General features: G+C 37.7%; 10 protein-coding genes. All 10 read left to right on the top strand.

All coding sequences use genetic code 11. The features are described 5' to 3' along the window. Positions 1-56 precede the first annotated feature (56 nt). A complete protein-coding gene (locus tag DRF57_RS01925; protein ID WP_115916635.1) occupies positions 57-1556 on the top strand; it encodes a GH3 auxin-responsive promoter family protein in 1500 nt (499 codons plus the stop codon). 69 nt (positions 1557-1625) lie between these two features. After that, positions 1626-1988 (top strand): hypothetical protein, encoded by a 363-nt coding sequence (locus DRF57_RS01930; protein WP_084086493.1) that lies wholly within the window; start codon positions 1626-1628, stop codon positions 1986-1988. Between the two features lie 92 nt (positions 1989-2080). Continuing rightward, on the top strand, positions 2081-3316 hold the full coding sequence (locus DRF57_RS01935; RefSeq protein WP_084086492.1) for an MFS transporter: 1236 nt from the start codon (positions 2081-2083) through the stop codon (positions 3314-3316). Positions 3317-3840: 524 nt separating this feature from the next. Then, positions 3841-5988, top strand: coding sequence for a T9SS type B sorting domain-containing protein (locus DRF57_RS01940; protein ID WP_115916637.1), 2148 nt, complete (start codon positions 3841-3843; stop codon positions 5986-5988). A 632-nt stretch (positions 5989-6620) separates the two neighbouring features. Further along, positions 6621-8711, top strand: a complete 2091-nt coding sequence (locus DRF57_RS01945) for a T9SS type B sorting domain-containing protein (RefSeq protein ID WP_047484863.1) — start codon at positions 6621-6623, stop codon at positions 8709-8711. 331 nt (positions 8712-9042) lie between these two features. Further along, positions 9043-11193, top strand: coding sequence for a T9SS type B sorting domain-containing protein (locus tag DRF57_RS01950; RefSeq protein ID WP_115916639.1), 2151 nt, complete (start codon positions 9043-9045; stop codon positions 11191-11193). A gap of 154 nt (positions 11194-11347) precedes the next feature. Continuing rightward, positions 11348-12937: a replicative DNA helicase gene (gene dnaB / locus DRF57_RS01955; RefSeq protein ID WP_115916641.1), complete on the top strand. Its 1590-nt coding sequence runs from the start codon at positions 11348-11350 to the stop codon at positions 12935-12937. Positions 12938-12983: 46 nt separating this feature from the next. Next, positions 12984-13460: a ribonuclease HI gene (rnhA, locus tag DRF57_RS01960; protein WP_047484858.1), complete on the top strand. Its 477-nt coding sequence runs from the start codon at positions 12984-12986 to the stop codon at positions 13458-13460. Between the two features lie 165 nt (positions 13461-13625). After that, positions 13626-15881 (top strand): T9SS type B sorting domain-containing protein, encoded by a 2256-nt coding sequence (locus DRF57_RS01965; RefSeq protein ID WP_115916643.1) that lies wholly within the window; start codon positions 13626-13628, stop codon positions 15879-15881. A 128-nt stretch (positions 15882-16009) separates the two neighbouring features. Beyond that, the gene (locus tag DRF57_RS01970; RefSeq protein ID WP_115916645.1) at positions 16010-18271 is read left to right on the top strand and encodes a T9SS type B sorting domain-containing protein; all 2262 of its coding nucleotides are present in this window, start codon (positions 16010-16012) and stop codon (positions 18269-18271) included. Positions 18272-18275 lie beyond the last annotated feature (4 nt).

An 18275-nucleotide genomic window follows, 5' to 3' on the forward strand; every position in this document is an offset into this window, starting at 1 on the left:
TGTCATGCTTTGTAAAAATTGTTCCAGATTCTCTACTTAATTTATAAATTTGGAGCATGTTAAACTTCTTCAAGAAAAATGCAGCGCTTATTTGGGCAAAAAAACATGTTCAAAAAGCAGGGGAATTCAAAAAAAATGCGGAGAAAAATCAGGAAGATCTATTACTTTCTCTTACACATACTGCTCAAAAAACACTTTTTGGACGGGAGCATGACTTTGAAAACATTCATTCTGTAAAAGATTTTCAGGATAGAGTCCCTCTTGCGGATTATGAAGACCTAAAACCTTATATTGAAAGAGTAAAAAAGGGACAGGCCAATATACTCTGGACAGACACTCCGGAATATTTTGCAAAAACTTCCGGAACAACTTCCGGCTCTAAATACATTCCTATTTCTAAAGAAGGAATGCCATTCCAGATTGCTGGAGCTCAGAGTGCCCTTTTCCATTATATTGCTCAAAAAAATAATGCGGACTTCGTAAACGGAAAAATGATATTTCTACAGGGAAGTCCCGAGCTGGAAGAAGTTTTTGGCATAAAAACAGGGAGATTATCAGGTATTGTGGCCCATCATATTCCAAGCTACCTTCAAAAGAACCGCCTACCCAGCTGGGAAACCAATATTATGGAAGACTGGGAAGCCAAAGTAGATCAAATCATCAAAGAAACCGAGCGTGAAAACATGACTCTGATCTCAGGAATTCCGCCATGGTTGATTATGTATTTTGAAAAATTGACCGAAAAGCATGGGAAAAAGATTAAACAACTATTTCCTAACCTTCAGCTTATTGTTACCGGAGGAGTCAATTATGAGCCTTACCGTGATAAAATGGAAGACCTCCTGGGAGGTAAAGTAGATATTATCCAAACCTTTCCGGCTTCCGAAGGCTTTTTTGCTTTCCAGGATGATTATACCAAAGAAGGATTGTTACTGCTGACCAATCATGGAATTTTCTATGAATTTATTCCTCTTGAAGAATATGGCAAACCTCATGCACGAAGACTCACATTACAGGAAGTTGAACTTCATAAGGATTATGCCCTGATCCTGACTACCAATTCCGGTCTGTGGGCATATTCTATTGGTGATGTTGTAAGATTTATTGATAAAAACCCTTACAGAGTTCTGGTAAGCGGAAGGACCAAACATTTTACTTCTGCTTTTGGTGAACATGTGATTGCTTTTGAAGTGGAAGAAGCCATGAAAGCCACATTAGAAAAGTTTCCTGCACAGATTACAGAATTTCATCTTGCCCCACAGGTCAATCCTGAAGAGGGTCTTCCCTACCATGAGTGGCTTATTGAATTTGAAAAAGCTCCTGATGATCTGGAATTATTCAGAAATGAACTTGACCATCAGCTAAGAAATAGAAACAGCTATTATGATGACCTGATTTCAGGGAATATTTTACAAAAGCTATTCATTACAAGGCTTGGAAAAAATGCATTCCATGAATATGCTAAATCTCAGGGAAAATTGGGAGGGCAAAACAAAACTCCAAGATTGGCAAATGACAGAAATATTGCAGATTTATTAGAAATTTACAAACTTTAAAGATATTTTTTCAATTCCAAAAACGTATATTCGAAAAAAATTATAAATTTGAAAAACTAAAAGAAAATAATGAAAGCATCTGTACTGTTAAAATCGTCTTTATTAACCTCTTTATTTGTCATTTCATCTTGTGCTACCACAAAATACAGCGAAGATATTTCCAAAAACAACTACTCTAATCTTCAGGCAGGAAAAATGTACGTTGTTCAAATGAGAGATGGCTCTCCAAAACAAAAAATCCTGTTCAGAAATATTGTGGGTGAAAATCTGGTAGGGACAGCCGGCAAAAAAGACAGTACAGAAGTAATTATTCCTAAAGCTAAGGTAGCTGCCGTAAAGGACAGATCAAAAGCAAGAATTGCTACCGGAGCAACGATCATAGGAGCAGCCGGAGTTGCTGCCATAGTACTTAGTGCAACAAGAGCCGACTAAAATAGATTTTATCTTTCAAGATATATTTAATTTATCTTTTAAAAATCAACATATGAATAGCCTTAAATAAATTTTTAGGGCTATTTTTGTCCATGATTTCCTTTACTCCGTTACAAACCTTAAAAAATATCGAATTCAGAAATCTCCTTACAGGACGATTTTTCATTGTTTTAGCATTTAGAATGCTTGCCACCTTATTAGGTTGGTGGGTATACCAGCTGACTAAAGATCCATTTTCAATAGGCCTTATTGGGTTGTCAGAGGTTATTCCTGCGGTGAGCTGTGCCTTGTATGCCGGCCATGTCATCGACATGAATGAAAAAAAGCGTCTTCTTCTGATTTGCAATTATGCTTATATTTTCCTGATCGGGCTTCTTCTTATTCCTGCATTTCTTAATGTAGAAATGCACTTCACAGGCCATCAGATCACCTATTTCATTTATGGTGTTATCTTCTTTACAGGGATAGCAAGGGCTTTTATTGGCCCTATCGTTCCATCTATGATTCCCAGGATTGTAAAAAAAGAAAACCTTCCGAATGCTGTTACCTTGAATCAGGCAACATTTCTGATCTCTTCTGTCTGTGGCCATGCCATAGGAGGTGTTCTTATCGGGTATGTAGGAGTAAAGTGGACATTAGTCGTTATTTTATCTTTAATTTTCATTGCTTCCTTATTTTTCTGGCAACTGAACAAACAATACTCTGAAAATAAAAAGGACTCAGTAAATGTGGTGGAAAGTATGCGTGAGGGAATTTCTTATATTTTTAAAACTAAAGAAATTTTAGGGGCCTTATGTCTTGATATGTTTGCGGTACTTTTCGGCGGTGCTGTTGCTATGATTCCCGTATTTGCTACAGATATTCTGGATTCGGGAGCGGAAGGTTTCGGATTACTGAATGCGGCTTCGGATATAGGTTCCATGTGTATCATTACTATTTTAGCTCTTGTTCCTTTACGAAAAAACCAGGGGAAAATTCTTCTGGTAGCTGTTACAGGATTTGGGCTCTGTATTATTGGGTTCGGATTATCCAAACTTTATTGGATATCATTTATGTTTCTGGTGATGAGTGGAATGCTGGATGGAATTTCTGTAGTGATCAGGGGAACCATTGTCCAGCTAAAAACCCCGGATCATATTCGTGGGCGTGTTTTAAGTGTCAATTCAATATTCATTATGTCCAGTAACGAAATGGGACAATTCGAAAGTGGGGTAATGGCCAAAGCTTTAGGAGTAGTACGCTCTGTAGTATTTGGAGGAACCATGACCGTTTTGATTGCCCTTCTTGTAGGAAGCACTAATCCCAAACTAAGAAAAATGCAATACTAGTTTATCTCCTTCCAAAAAAATAATAATCCGAGGCAAAAACTTAACCGATTTCTTATTCTCTTGCCAACAAATTTGTGTTTTTATTAGTAAAATTTTCTTTAAACTAATGAATACGCACAAATAAATTCATTCGTTCTATCAACAATGTAAACATTTGGCTAAAATACTGATTATTAAATAACAAATAAGTATTTTAGCTTTGTTAGAATATAATAATTGAATGTATGATTTATAAAATATTGACTGTTGTTTTAATTGGGCCATTAATCAATATAGCCTCTGCAGAAATACATCCTTTCCCTTCAAAATCTGAAAATATTGAAAGATTTTCTTTAAATGTATTATCTATAAATTGAACAGGTAGGGATATATTAAAATTAAGATAAAATATAATCGTCTTATAATTAAAAAAATAAAAGCAAGGAAATCTGGGACATGGTAAAGAACAGAAAACATTCTGTTTTATGATTCCAAAAGTATTTTACCCAATACAAGACTGATGAACACCACCAAAACGACAACAAATGAAAAAAATATTATTTTTTTTAATTTTCAGTATATCACAAGCATTGTACTCACAATCGGATTGCATTACAGCGATCCCAATATGTGGGAACTCTAATATTTCCTATACCCCATCCGGCCCCGGAAATATTCTGGAAATCCTCAACCAAAACGGAGGCTGTTTAAGCACTAATGAAAGGTTTACAGTATGGTATACCTTTAGTGTATCCACTTCAGGCACCCTTGCATTTACAATCGTACCTAATGTTCAGACAGATGATTATGATTTTGCAGTCTATGGGCCTACCAATGGAGGATGTGCTGCTCTGCAGACTCCCGATCATATTTTTGTACAACCCTTAAGATGTAATTATTCAGGTACAAGTGGAGATACAGGACTCGACCTGACTCTAAATCCACCTGCTGTATTCCCTGTCAATCCTCCGGGACAGACATCCAGTATGAATAATGGCAAATGGAGCCCTTATATCAATGCGCTAAGTGGAGAAACATACTATCTGGTTATTGATAATTACAGCAGGTCTACCAATGGTTTCTCATTGAACTGGACGGGTACTGCAAGCTTAGAATCTGCATTTAACAATCCTACTTTATCCCCCAACCCATTTGTCACTCCGGGAATTCCTGCTGCAGATCCTACAGAACCAAGTACGGTTATGGTATGTGGACTTCCTACTCAATTTAATTTCCTTACTCTGAGTGCAGGAATTATCAACGGGAATAGCAGCAACTTTCAGGTAACCTACCACAATAATACCAATGATGCTCTTACGGGTGTCAATCCTCTGACAACAGCAACTGTAAATGCAACGACCACCTATTATTACAGAATTGTTTACCGTGATCCATCCAATCCGGACAATCCAATGAACGGTTGCTTTATCAATGGAAAATTCAAATTTGTAAATGCAAGCATTACGGCTAATAATGTCACCTTACTTTCATGTAACAACAATGGGGCAAGTTCTGCAAAGTATGATCTTACCACAGCCAATGTATTTGGTGGTGCAGGAGCAGTGATTAAATACTACCCTACTCTTGACGATTTGAATGCCGGAACCAATGAAATTACAAGTCCTACCAACTATATTTCTCCGGAAACAACAGTGTACGCAAAAGTAACTTCCGTATTCGGGTGTACTGCTACTGCTACCATCAGGCTGCAGTTTCATCCGACAGTAGTATTGAAAGATGCTCAAATGGAAAATTGTTATATCCCTGATAATGTATCTTCTTCTACTTTTGACCTTACTCATGCAGATATTGGTGTTCCCAATCCACTCCCTGCAGGAAATGTTTTAAAGTATTACAAAACAATGAATGATGCCTTAAGTCAGTCTAATCCAATTGCTATTCCTGATGCTTATCTTTCAACAAGTACAATCGTCTATGCAAGGGTTAACAATGCTCAGCAATGTTTTGCCATTGCAAAAATTACATTAATGGTTCTTCCACCGGTAAAATCTACCGTTCTGAAAGACAAAGTGATCTGTACTGAAGCAACAACAACACTGGATGCAGGACCTGGATTTGACGGTTATGAATGGAGTACCGGAGAAACAACACAAGTCATTAACAATGTAGGAATAGGAACATATTGGGTAAAATTGAAAACAGGAAAATGTATTACTCCTCAGGAAGTCCATGTGCGCCCTAGCCTACAGCCAGTGATTTCGAATCTTGAAATAAGCAATAACACCATCAAGGTTACTGCTACAGGTGGAGTTCCTCCTTACCAGTTTTCTATTGACGGAATAAACTGGCAGGAGTCCAATTTACTCACAGGCCTGCCAAGAGGCGAGAACGCGGTGTATGTAAAAGATTCTTTCAACTGTACTCCGGTTCAGGTGACCGTTACGGTTCCTAACCTTATCAATGCAATTACTCCTAACGGAGATAACGTCAATGATGTTATTGATTATTCAGCTTTAGCTTACAAGAAAAATCTGGTATTCATCGTCTATGACCGATACGGAAATAAGCTTCATGAAGCTAACAAAATCAGAAACTTTACATGGGATGGAACTGCCTTCGGCAAAAAAATAGCTACCGGAACCTACTGGTATACTATCTCATGGAACGAAAACGATAAAAATAATACTGAAACCAAATATTCAGGATGGGTATTGGTGAAAAATATAGAATAATTTTTATTGACAACCTTATCAAAGTCACCCCGGTCCGGGGTGATTTCTTCAGATTTTTCCTAAAATTCCTATGATGATCGGTACTATTGAATACTTTTTTTATCCTTACTCCAATCAGATATAAAAATATAAATGCGGATTTTATCTTTACCAGCTAAAATATATTCATACGAGGTTTCGTTTCATCTCAAAAACAACAAATACAATATTACATACCAAATTCCGTTTTCTTTAAATATATCTCAAAATCTTTAATTTAACATTATTTATTTTCTATATTTGCTGATAAAATATCCCCTTATGAATAAACCTTTACTAATTTTATGCTTTTTAATAGCAAGTTTTGGAGCACGGGGCCATACTGCTGTAGATAAATCCCCACAAAACACTGATTTACAAACCGATAAAACAATATCTTTTGACCGGTCTTTAATTTCAATCCTCCATTTAGAAAATGCGTTATATCAACTGAATTCAAGCAGGACAACATAGAAATAAACAGACCTCAAAACTCAATTCCCTCCAAGCACTCAGATGAACAATTGACCACTTCCGACATACAACCGGTTGGGGAAAAAAGCTAATTTAAACCTAAACAATAGATAAGGATTGAAAATTCTAAACTGATCAAAATGAAAAAATATCTACTGATTCTAATATTATTTATTACTCAGGCCGTCTCAGCACAACAGGATTGTATCACAGCACTTTCTGTTTGCGGAAACTCTGACATATCCTACATTCCTGATGGACCGGGAATCCAGGAATTACCTGAATCAAACTGCGGTACTTATCAAGAAAGATATTCTGTATGGTATAAGTTTACCGTAGCTACTGCAGGAACTTTAACTTTTGCTATCACACCGGCTACCAGTTCTGATTATGACTGGTATGTATGGGGACCTAATATAACATGTGCCAACAAAGGAAATACAATCAGATGTTCAACACCAGGTGGGACTGGAGCTACAGGTCTGAATATGACCTCAACTGATCCTTATGATTACTTTGGGCAGCCAGGTTCCAATGCTGATGGCTGGGCAAAATATATGGATGTTTTACCAGGAGAAACTTACTATCTACTCGTAAACAACTATAGCTTTAACATCACGGGATTCTCTTTAACATGGGGAGGTACTGCGTCTTTGGCTTCTCCATTCAACGATCCGGCACTTACGCCATTCCCATTCATCACACCTGGAGTTCCTAATGCCAACCCAACTGATCCAAATGAAGTAGTTATCTGTACCGATCCGGCTGTTTTTGACTTTAGTACTTTAACTGCTGGTATTGTTAATGGTAATGCTAACTTTTTTGTGACTTATCACACCAGTCAAAATGACGCCCTTGCAGGAAACAACCCAATTTTAACTCCTCAAACTGTAAATACAACAACTGTTTATTACTACAGTATTCACTATGAAGATCCTACCGATCCGAATAACCCGATAAATTCATGTAGGCAAATTGGTAAGTTTAAATTCAAGCAAGGAAATATTACTGCTACCGATGCCACACTAACCATGTGTAACAATAATGGTGTAGGTACCGCAACTTTTGACCTTACCACAGCCAATGTCTTTGATGACCCGGCAGGTACAGCGATAAAAAAATATTATCCTACCATGGCTGACCTTAATGCAGGAACCAACGAAATTACAAACCCTTATGCTTATTTATCTTCAACGAATGTAGTATTTGTATCGGTAACTACTCCTCAGGGATGTTCGGACGTAGCACAAATCAATCTTAATCTTTATGCTGTCGTTGTTGTAAATGACGCCGAGCTTAGAACATGTTTTATTGAAACAAATCCTTCTACAGGGTCATTCAACCTTAACAATGCATTAGTAACCAATCAGCCAGGTGCTATAAAAAAATATTTCCCATCATTCACTGATGCCATAGATCAGACTAATGAAATATTAAACTTTACAGACTATATTGCTCCCAATGGTGTAATCTATGTAAGAGTATCTGACAACCGAGGCTGCTATTCTATTGCCAAAGTTACTCTAACAGTACTTCCTCCTGTAAAATCTGATATTTTAGCAGACAAGATCATCTGTATGGAAGATACAACAACGTTAGATGCGGGACCTGGATTTAAAAGCTATGAATGGAGCACAGGAGCAACTACTCAGTCCATTTCTAATGTAGGAGTAGGTACTTACTGGGTAAAACTGAAAACCGGAGACTGTATTGCTTTACAAACTGTAAAAGTATATCCATCGGAACAGCCGGTAGTAGCGAGTATTGATATTTCAAACAGTACTGTAAGCATCAATGTTATAGGAGGAACTCCTGCTTACAAATATTCTATGGATAATATCAACTGGCAGGAATCCAATACATTCACCAATATCTCAAGAGGAAATCACAAAGTATATGTAAAAGATGCTTATGACTGTGATCCCATTGAAATTTCTGTGGTTGTTCCTAATCTTATTAATGTTATTACTCCAAATGGAGATGGGGTAAATGATGTAGTAGATTATTCTGCAATGGCGGATAAACAGAATCTTATATTGAATATCTTCGATAGATACGGAACTAAAATCCATCAGGGAGACAAATCTAACGGATACAAATGGGATGGAACTATTGCCGGTAAAAAAATTCCAACAGGAACATACTGGTATTCTGTAACCTGGAGTGAAAATGATAAAAAGAATACTCCTTTCAAATTCACAGGATGGATTATGGTAAAAAACAGAGAATAATACACTGATTACTTAGTGATTAACCCAACAAACATATTTCAAACTCAGGATAGGGATTCTATTCTGAGTTTGTTTTTTTATTCCCATAAATATTGGATCAACAACAATATTATTTTTTTACGTAACAAACCATCACTTTCTTTAAATATATCTCAAAATCTTTAATTTAACGTTAATAATTTTTTATATTTGCTACACAAAATATCCGCTTATGAATAAACTTTTACTATTTTTATCTTTTACGTAAAAAACAAAGAGCACCTTCCAACAGAACTGCTCTCATTTTGTTTTTTAGCCCCTTCAATTTTGTTTTAAAAAAATCATTTCAACAATGAAAAAATTACTACTTATTTTAATTTTCTTTATATCCCAGGCGTTTTACTCGCAATCGGACTGCGTCACGGCAATCCCAATATGTGGGGATTCTGATATTTCCTATACCCCATCAGGAATTGGGAGTATCCTGGAGGTCCTCAATCAACATGGAGGATGTTTATCCGTAAATGAAACTTTTACAGTTTGGTATACTTTCAGTGTATCCACTTCAGGCACCCTTGCATTTACAATCGTACCTAATGTTCAGACAGATGATTATGATTTTGCAGTCTATGGGCCTACCAATGGAGGATGTGCTGCTTTGCAAGAGCCCGGCACTAATATTTTCCTCCAGCCTTTAAGATGTAACTATTCAGGAACCGGCGGAGATACAGGACTCGACCTGACTCTAAATCCACCTGCTGTATTCCCTGTTAATCCTCCGGGACAGACATCCAGTATGAATGCTGATAAATGGAGTCCTTATATCAATGCAGTAGCAGGAGAAACCTATTATTTAGTGATCAACAACCACAGAAAATCAATCAATGGATTTTCAATGAAATGGACAGGAACAGCGAGCTTAAGCTCAGCATTTAATGATCCTACTCTCACACCTAACCCATTTGTTACTCCGGGAATTCCGGCTGCAGATCCTACAGAACCAAGTACGGTTATGGTATGTGGACTTCCTACTCAGTTTAATTTCCTTACTCTGAGTGCAGGAATTATTAACGGAAACAGTAATAATTTCCAGGTAACTTACCATGATAAAATCAATGATGTTCTTACAGGTCAAAATCCGATTACCACAACCACTGTAAATGCAACGACCATCTATTATTACAGAATTGTTTACCATGATCCATCCAATCCGGACAATCCAATGAACGGTTGCTTTATCAATGGAAAATTCAAATTTGTAAATGCAAGCATTACGGCTAATAATGTCACCTTACTTTCATGTAACAACAATGGGGCAGGTTCTGCAAAGTACGATCTTACCACAGCCAATGTATTTGGTGGTGCAGGAGCAGTGATTAAATACTATCCTACTCTTGACGATTTGAATGCCGGAACCAATGAAATTACAAGTCCTACCAACTATATTTCTCCGGAAACAACAGTGTACGCAAAAGTAACTTCCGTATTCGGGTGTACAGCTACCGCTACCATCAGATTGCAGTTTCATCCGACAGTAGTATTGAAAGATGCTCAAATGGAAAATTGTTATATCCCTGATAATGTATCTTCTTCTACTTTTGACCTTACCCATGCAGATATTGGTGTTCCAAACCCACTCCCTGCAGGAAATGTTTTAAAGTATTACAAAACAATGAATGACGCCTTAAGTCAGTCTAATCCAATTGCTATTCCTGATGCTTATCTTTCAACAAGTACAATCGTCTATGCAAGAGTTAACAATGCCCAGCAATGTTTTGCCATTGCAAAAATCACATTAACGGTTCTTCCACCGGTAAAATCCACCGTTCTAAAAGACAAAGTGATCTGTGCTGAAGCAACAACAACACTGGATGCAGGACCTGGATTTGACGGTTATGAATGGAGTACCGGAGAAACAACACAAGTCATCAACAATGTAGGAATAGGAACATACTGGGTAAAATTGAAAACAGGAAAATGTATCACTCCTCAGGAAGTTCATGTGCGCCCTAGCCTACAGCCAGTGATTTCGAATCTTGAAATAAGCAATAATACCATCAAGGTTACTGCTACAGGTGGAGTTCCTCCTTACCAGTTTTCTATTGACGGAGTAAACTGGCAGGAGTCTAATTCATTCACAGGGTTACCAAGAGGGGAAAATACGGTGTATGTAAAAGATTCTTTCAACTGTACTCCGGTTCAGGTGACCGTTACGGTTCCTAACCTTATCAATGCAATTACTCCTAACGGAGATAACGTCAATGATGTTATTGATTATTCAGCTTTAGCGTACAAGAAAAATCTGGTATTCATCGTCTATGACCGATACGGAAACAAGCTTCATGAAGCTAACAAAATCAGAAACTTTACATGGGATGGAACTGCCTTTGGCAAAAAAATAGCTACCGGAACCTACTGGTATACTATCTCATGGAACGAAAACGATAAAAATAATACTGAAACCAAATATTCAGGATGGGTATTGGTGAAAAATAAAGAATAAATTTCATTTATAACCTTATGAAAATCACCCCAGACCGGGGTGATTTTTTTTATCAACATAATGAACCTCCTGTTTACAGTATTTTCATGACAACTGATAATAATTTGTTGAATACTATTTTTTAATTATTTTCTAAATAAGCTATCTTTGCACCATGGCGCAGAAAGAAACATTATCATCCTTAACACACGGAAACTTTGCAAAAGAGCTGTCTATTGCGGATGGAAAAATGCCACCCAATGCAGTGGATTTCGAAAGACTCGTTATTGGAACTTTTTTGATTGACAAAAAGGGGTTGGATCATTCCATTGACCTCCTTACTCCTGAAGTGTTTTATGATCCGAGACATCAGGTCATCTTTTCCGCGATTTTAAAACTCTATGAGGGTAACCACCCTGTAGACTTAATGACGATTATCCAGGATTTAAAAAAAGTGGATAAGCTTAGCCAGGCAGGAGGAGACCATTATATTATAGATCTTACTATGGGTGTGAGTTCATCCGCTCATATTGAATACCATGTTCGTGTCATTCTTGAAAAATATATTTTAAGAAGTCTGATCAATGTTTCTGCCAATGTGATTGATTCTTCATACAAGGAATCTACTGACGTTTTTGAACTTTTAGATAAAGCCGAACAATCGTTTTTTGAGATCACTAACGGAACGATTAAAAAAGGATTCGACACCGCAAATTCATTAGTAAAACAAGCTATTGATACTATTAAATCCTTAAAAGATAAGGAAGGACTTTCCGGAGTTCCTTCCGGTTTCAGAGATATTGATAAAGAAACCGGGGGATGGCAGAATTCCGATCTTATCATTATTGCTGCCCGTCCCGCGATGGGTAAAACAGCATTTCTTCTTTCAATGGCAAGAAATATTGCAGTAGGTCACAAGATCCCAATGGCTCTTTTCTCTCTCGAGATGGCCTCGGTACAGCTTATTACCAGAATGATTGCATCCGAGACTAAAATTTCATCCGAAAAATTAAGAAAGGGAACTCTTGATGATGAAGAATGGCAAAGACTGTTCTCCAATGTTTCCGAATTGGAAAATGCTCCTTTATATATTGATGAAACGCCATCACTTTCAATCTTTGATTTCCGTGCGAAGTGCCGAAGGCTGGTTATGCAGCACGGAGTAAGACTGATCATGGTCGATTACCTTCAGCTGATGACAGCCGGAAGCAGTGGGAAAGGTGTTGGAAACCGTGAACAGGAAATCTCTATGATATCACGTTCATTAAAGGCGATTGCAAAGGAATTAAATGTTCCTGTTATTGCACTGTCTCAGCTTTCCAGAAGTGTGGAAGCCCGCCCGGGAAAAAGACCTCAGCTTTCTGACCTGAGGGAATCCGGAGCTATTGAGCAGGATGCAGATATTGTATCTTTTATCTTCAGACCTGAATACTATAAAATTACAGTTTGGGATAATGACGATGAAGGACAGGAAACTTCTACAGAAAATCAGGCCGAGCTGATTATTGCCAAGCACAGAAATGGTGCAACGGCTGATGTCAGATTATCTTTCCTGAAGCATTTTGCAAAATTTGGTGATATTGAAGCGGCATTTGATGGTGCCGGTGGAGGTTATCCTTCGAATTTTAGCTCCCCTGATCCAAGCGGCTTCGATAAAATTAAAACCACTATCCAGCCTGGCGCAGCATTTGATCTGCCGGATAGTTCAAAACTTTCAGGATCGTCGATGAATGATTTCGATGACGATGATGATTTTCCGTTTTAAGACCCATGCTTAGCCTTAGAAAGCAAATCAATTTAAAAAGATCAATTTGAAAATCGAAATTTATACGGACGGAGCCTGCAGTGGAAATCCCGGAAAAGGAGGATATGGCATTCTTATGCGTGTTCCCGAAAAAAATTATCAGAAAACATTCTCCATGGGTTTTCGAAAGACGACCAACAACAGAATGGAACTTCTGGCTGTAATCACAGCCCTGGAAAAATTAAAGTCTACAGAAAATGACATCCATGTCTATACAGACAGTAAGTATGTAGCAGATGCTATCAATCAAAACTGGATTACAGGATGGATAAAAAGAGGATGGAAAAATGTGAAAAATCCTGATCTTTGGAAAAAATTCATTGAGCTTTACAACAAGCATCAACCCAAGATGCATTGGATAAAAGGGCACGCAGGGCATTTTGAAAATGAGCTTTGCGATAAGCTGGCCGTTGCGGCTGCTGCTTCCCAAAATCTGGAAATAGACTCCTATTTTGAAGGCCTGGATAGCAATTCCCTATTTTGATTCAATCAACATAAATTCAACCGCCCGCCGAAAACATTCATTATTACCCATAAATTTATACCATATTTTGAATAAAATATATAAATTTTAACAAAATTAACATTAAATACATATTATTTATCTGGGATTTAATATCTTTACCTATTAATTAAAATTCCCATTTAAATGAATAAAAATTTATTTTTTTTCCTTACCCTTCTACTACTCTGTTTATCGGGAAAATCTTTCGCCCAAACTTACCAGCTTACCGGAAATCCAATTAACACTACAGGATGGACAATGGTTTCTCCCACACAGGTAAACGGTGATTTTATTCAACTCACTCCTGATACCAATAACCAATCCGGATCAATCAGACTGAATGATCCTATTAACCTGAAATACTGTGACAAGTGGAGAGTAGAATTCGACTTTAGAATGGATTCTAACCAAACTTCCAATGGAGACGGTCTCGCTTTCTGGTACCTGGCCAATCCTCCGGTTGCAAGTGTACTGGGCTCCGGTCTTGGAGTTTCTCAAAATGCAGTGGGTTTTATTGCAGGATTTGATACCTACAACAATACAACTACTGCTACAATGAGCAAGGTTCATGTTGCTTACGGACAGGTTACCAATACAACCGATACAAATAACGTAGAGTTTTTTAATGTTCCGGGAAGTTCTTTTCACTCACCGGATATGAATACCACGCTACCTTTTCAAGGCACCACCTTTAAACATGTTGAAGTAAGTGCCCAGGTAGATCCGGCTACTCCTACCAACTGGATTGTCAGTATAACCATTGATGGCACTTTAATTTGCAATCAGTCTTTTGCTCCTTCCGGCACTGCCGCTGCAATGACGGTAGGTTATTTTGGTTTTTCAGCTTCTACAGGTGGAGCAAGATCAAGACATTCTATTAAAAATGTAAAAATCTATACGGATAAAGTCTCTATTTTGCAGAACTCTGCAACTCAGTCTTTTTGCCCCAATCCAACTACCGGATATGGAAATGTAAATTTAACAACATTCAATTCTCAATTTGTCAGCAATCCTGCCAACTACACTTTCACCTATTATCCTCTTGGCAGTTCTACTCCTATTGCCACTCCCACTAATTATCAATTCAACGCTAACACCACCGTTACTGTGGTCATCAAAGATAATGCGGGAATATTATGTGATAATCCTGATGCCCGTATTTTATTGGTGCTGGCTCCATTTAAAGCAGAAGACAAAACACTTACAGCCTGTAACAACAACAAAGCCGGCACGGCAATTTTTAATCTGACTACAGCTAATGTAACAGGTGTTCCCGGTTCTGTAAAAAAATACTATAAGACACTAAACGACCTTAACGCTGACATCAATGAAATTGCTTATCCTGATAATTATTTATCAGCTCCCGGAACGGTATTTGTAAAGGTAACGACTCCACAGGGATGCGTGGGCACAGCAAAAATAACCCTTGCCTTCTATCCTGAAACAGAAGTTAAAGAAGCGAGTCTCCGGTCCTGTTTTATTGAAAACAATATCACCAATGCCCAGTTTGACCTTACCACAGCTGATGTTACTCCACTAACAACGGCAAGCAAAAAATATTACACCACCTTAAACAACGCATTAAACGGAACCAACGAGATTGTAAACATTCTTCAATACATCTCACCAAGCACTACTGTTTATGTAAAAGTAACAGATGCTAACGGCTGCTTTGCTATCACTAAAATTAACCTCATCGTACTGCCACCTGTTACATCTGCTGTTCTAAAAGACAAAATAATTTGCATAGACAGTAAAACAGACTTAGATGCCGGGCCAGGCTTTGATGGATACCTATGGAGTACCGGAGCTACAACTCAATCTATAAAAGATGTGAATGCAGGACTTTACTGGATACTTCTGAAAACCGGAAACTGTATAACCAAGCAGATTGTAAAAGTAATTCCTTCTGCAAATCCGGTTATTTCAAGTATTGACATCAATAATAACAGCATTACTGTAAATGTATCGGGAGGAACACCTCCTTATCAATATTCTCTGGATGGCAGTACATGGCAGGATTCAAATACTTTCACAGGGCTACCAAGAGGTGAAGTAAAGGTTTTTGTAAAAGATTTCTACAATTGTACTCCTGTCGAAGTACAGATCACAGTTCCGAATCTGATCAACGCAATTACACCTAATGGAGATAATATCAACGATGTTATTGATTATTCTGCACTGGCTTATAAAAGAAACTTAGTATTCATTGTCTATGACCGATATGGAAACAAGCTCTATGAAGCCAACAAAATAAGAAACTTCCAATGGGATGGTACTGCTTCAGGGAAAAAAATCCTTACTGGAACTTACTGGTATACTATTTCCTGGAATGAAAATAATAAAAACAATACTGAAACCAAATACTCAGGATGGGTATTGGTAAAGAACAGAGAATAAATTTTAAAAAACAAAACCACCTCCTTAGAGGGGTGGTTTTGATATTGAAAGCAATCTATTTTTAACAAAAAAACTGTACCATGCTATTTTCATTGTAATACAACTAATAATATCACAATCCATCCACTATGAAAAAACATATACTCATTTGTTTATTAGCCTTTCTACTTGGGCTACCTCCAAAATTATTTTCACAAACCTATCAACTTATAGGAAATCCGGTTAATACAACCGGTTGGAATCTTGTTTCAGACGCTATTGTAAGCACAGATTTCATAAGGCTTACAACAGACCAGACAAGTAGATTTGGGGCTATAACTTTGGCAGATCCCATTACCTTAAGCTACTGTGACAAATGGAAAGTAGAATTTGACTTCAGAATTGACGGAAACGGAACAACACAGTTTGGAAGAGGTGACGGATTCACATTCTGGTATCTTGCTAATCCACCCACAGGTTTTGTATCAGGAGGAGGATTAGGAATTCCAGCCAATGCATCAGGACTGATGGTAGGATTTGATATTTTCAACAATACCACCGAAGGGCAGATGAGCAAAGTACATCTTTTATACGGTACTAACAATACTGCCGGCAACAATATAGAATTTAACAATACACCTGGAAGCACCTTTCATTCACCTGACCTCAATGCTACCCAACCTTTTGTAGGTGACACTTATAAACATGTGGAAGTGAATGGAGAAACAGATCTTACCAACCCAACCAATTGGATCATCAAAATAAAAATAGACGGAGTACTTGTTGTTGACCAGTCTTTTGCGCCTTCCGGTGCCGCAGCAGGAATGTCACAGGGGTATTTTGGATTTTCTGCAGCAACAGGAGGGGCCAGCGCTAGACACTCTATTAAAAATGCAAAAGTATTCGTAGATAAAGTTCCTATATTAAGCAATACCGTAACTCCTTTTGTCTGCACCAACCCAGCCACAGGAAATGGTGTTGTTGACCTTACTTCTTATAATTCTCAATTTGTAAATAACCCCGGAAATTATATTTTCACTTATTATATTTTAGGAAGCCCAACACCTATTGCCAATCCTTCAAGCTTTCAGTATTCAGGAAATACAACGATCAAAGTAATCGTGAAAGACCCTACCTCCACTCTTTGTGATAATGGAGACGGAATCATACAGCTCAATCCCACACCATTTGCTGCAGATAATGCCAGTCTTACAGCATGTAATAACAATAACGCCGGTACCGCTACCTTTGACCTCACTTCAGCAACGGTAACTTCTATACCCGGTGTCCTTAAAGAGTTTTACCCTACCCTGTTTGATATGAACGCGGGAACCAATCAAATAACTAATCCTACAGCCTATGCTTCTCCTGCTGCAACCATCTATGTAAAAGTAACTACTCCCCAAGGCTGTGTAAGTTCTTCCAAAATCACGTTGAACATTCACCCTGTAGTTGTTGTTAATGATGCTGAAATAAGATCCTGCTTTATAGAAAGCAACCCGTCAATGGCTTCATTTAACCTTACCGGAGCCGTAGTGACTACCCAAAATGGAACTACAAAAAAATATTACCCTTCATTAACTGATGCTATCAATGAAACCAATGAAATAAACAACGCATCTACTTATATAGCCCCTACCGGTGTTATTTATATCAAAGTTTCGAACTCGAACGGATGTTATGCAATCGCTAAAGTGAACATCACCGTCATACCACCCACCTTTTCTCCTATTTTGGAAGACAAGATTATATGTATAGAAAACAAAACGACTTTAGATGCAGGACCGGGATTCAAAAGCTATGAATGGAGCACGGGAGCCACTACACAGGTTATCAATAACGTAGGAGTAGGCACATATTGGGTAAAATTAAAAACAGGAGACTGTATTGCCACCCAAACTGTAAAAGTATACGCTTCCGAAAACCCGGTAGTAACCAGTATTGATGTATCAGGAAGAACAGTCACAGTATACGTTAACGGAGGAACTCCTCCCTACCAGTATTCTATGGATAATATTAACTGGCAGGATTCCAACGTATTTACCAATATAACCAGAGGTGAGGCTAAAGTTTATGTAAAAGACAGCTATAACTGTACTCCTATTGAAATTGCTATTACTGTACCTAATCTCATTAATGTAATTACCCCTAATGATGATGGCGTCAATGATTTCGTAGACTATTCCGCATTATCAGGTAAACGAAATCTTGAAATATCAGTATTTGACCGATATGGGTACAAAATATTCCAGGCCGATCAATCTAACGGATACAAATGGAATGGAACCATCCATGGAAGCAAAAAAGTTCCTACAGGAAACTATTGGTATTCTGTAACATGGAATGAAAATAACCAGAAAAACACGCCGATAAAATTCTCCGGCTGGATCATGGTTAAAAATAGAGATTAAAAAA

Origin of the sequence: Chryseobacterium rhizosphaerae, assembly GCF_003385455.1 — a bacterium.
Lineage (GTDB): Bacteria > Bacteroidota > Bacteroidia > Flavobacteriales > Weeksellaceae > Chryseobacterium > Chryseobacterium rhizosphaerae.

Bases quoted from the DNA above. Each gene is read 5' to 3' on its own strand.
- DRF57_RS01925 (WP_115916635.1), top strand. From the start codon at position 57: ATGTTAAACTTCTTCAAGAAAAATGCAGCGCTTATTTGGGCAAAAAAA.
- DRF57_RS01930 (WP_084086493.1), top strand. From the start codon at position 1,626: ATGAAAGCATCTGTACTGTTAAAATCGTCTTTATTAACCTCTTTATTT.
- DRF57_RS01935 (WP_084086492.1), top strand. From the start codon at position 2,081: ATGATTTCCTTTACTCCGTTACAAACCTTAAAAAATATCGAATTCAGA.
- DRF57_RS01940 (WP_115916637.1), top strand. From the start codon at position 3,841: ATGAAAAAAATATTATTTTTTTTAATTTTCAGTATATCACAAGCATTG.
- DRF57_RS01945 (WP_047484863.1), top strand. From the start codon at position 6,621: ATGAAAAAATATCTACTGATTCTAATATTATTTATTACTCAGGCCGTC.
- DRF57_RS01950 (WP_115916639.1), top strand. From the start codon at position 9,043: ATGAAAAAATTACTACTTATTTTAATTTTCTTTATATCCCAGGCGTTT.
- dnaB (WP_115916641.1), top strand. From the start codon at position 11,348: ATGGCGCAGAAAGAAACATTATCATCCTTAACACACGGAAACTTTGCA.
- DRF57_RS01965 (WP_115916643.1), top strand. From the start codon at position 13,626: ATGAATAAAAATTTATTTTTTTTCCTTACCCTTCTACTACTCTGTTTA.
- DRF57_RS01970 (WP_115916645.1), top strand. From the start codon at position 16,010: ATGAAAAAACATATACTCATTTGTTTATTAGCCTTTCTACTTGGGCTA.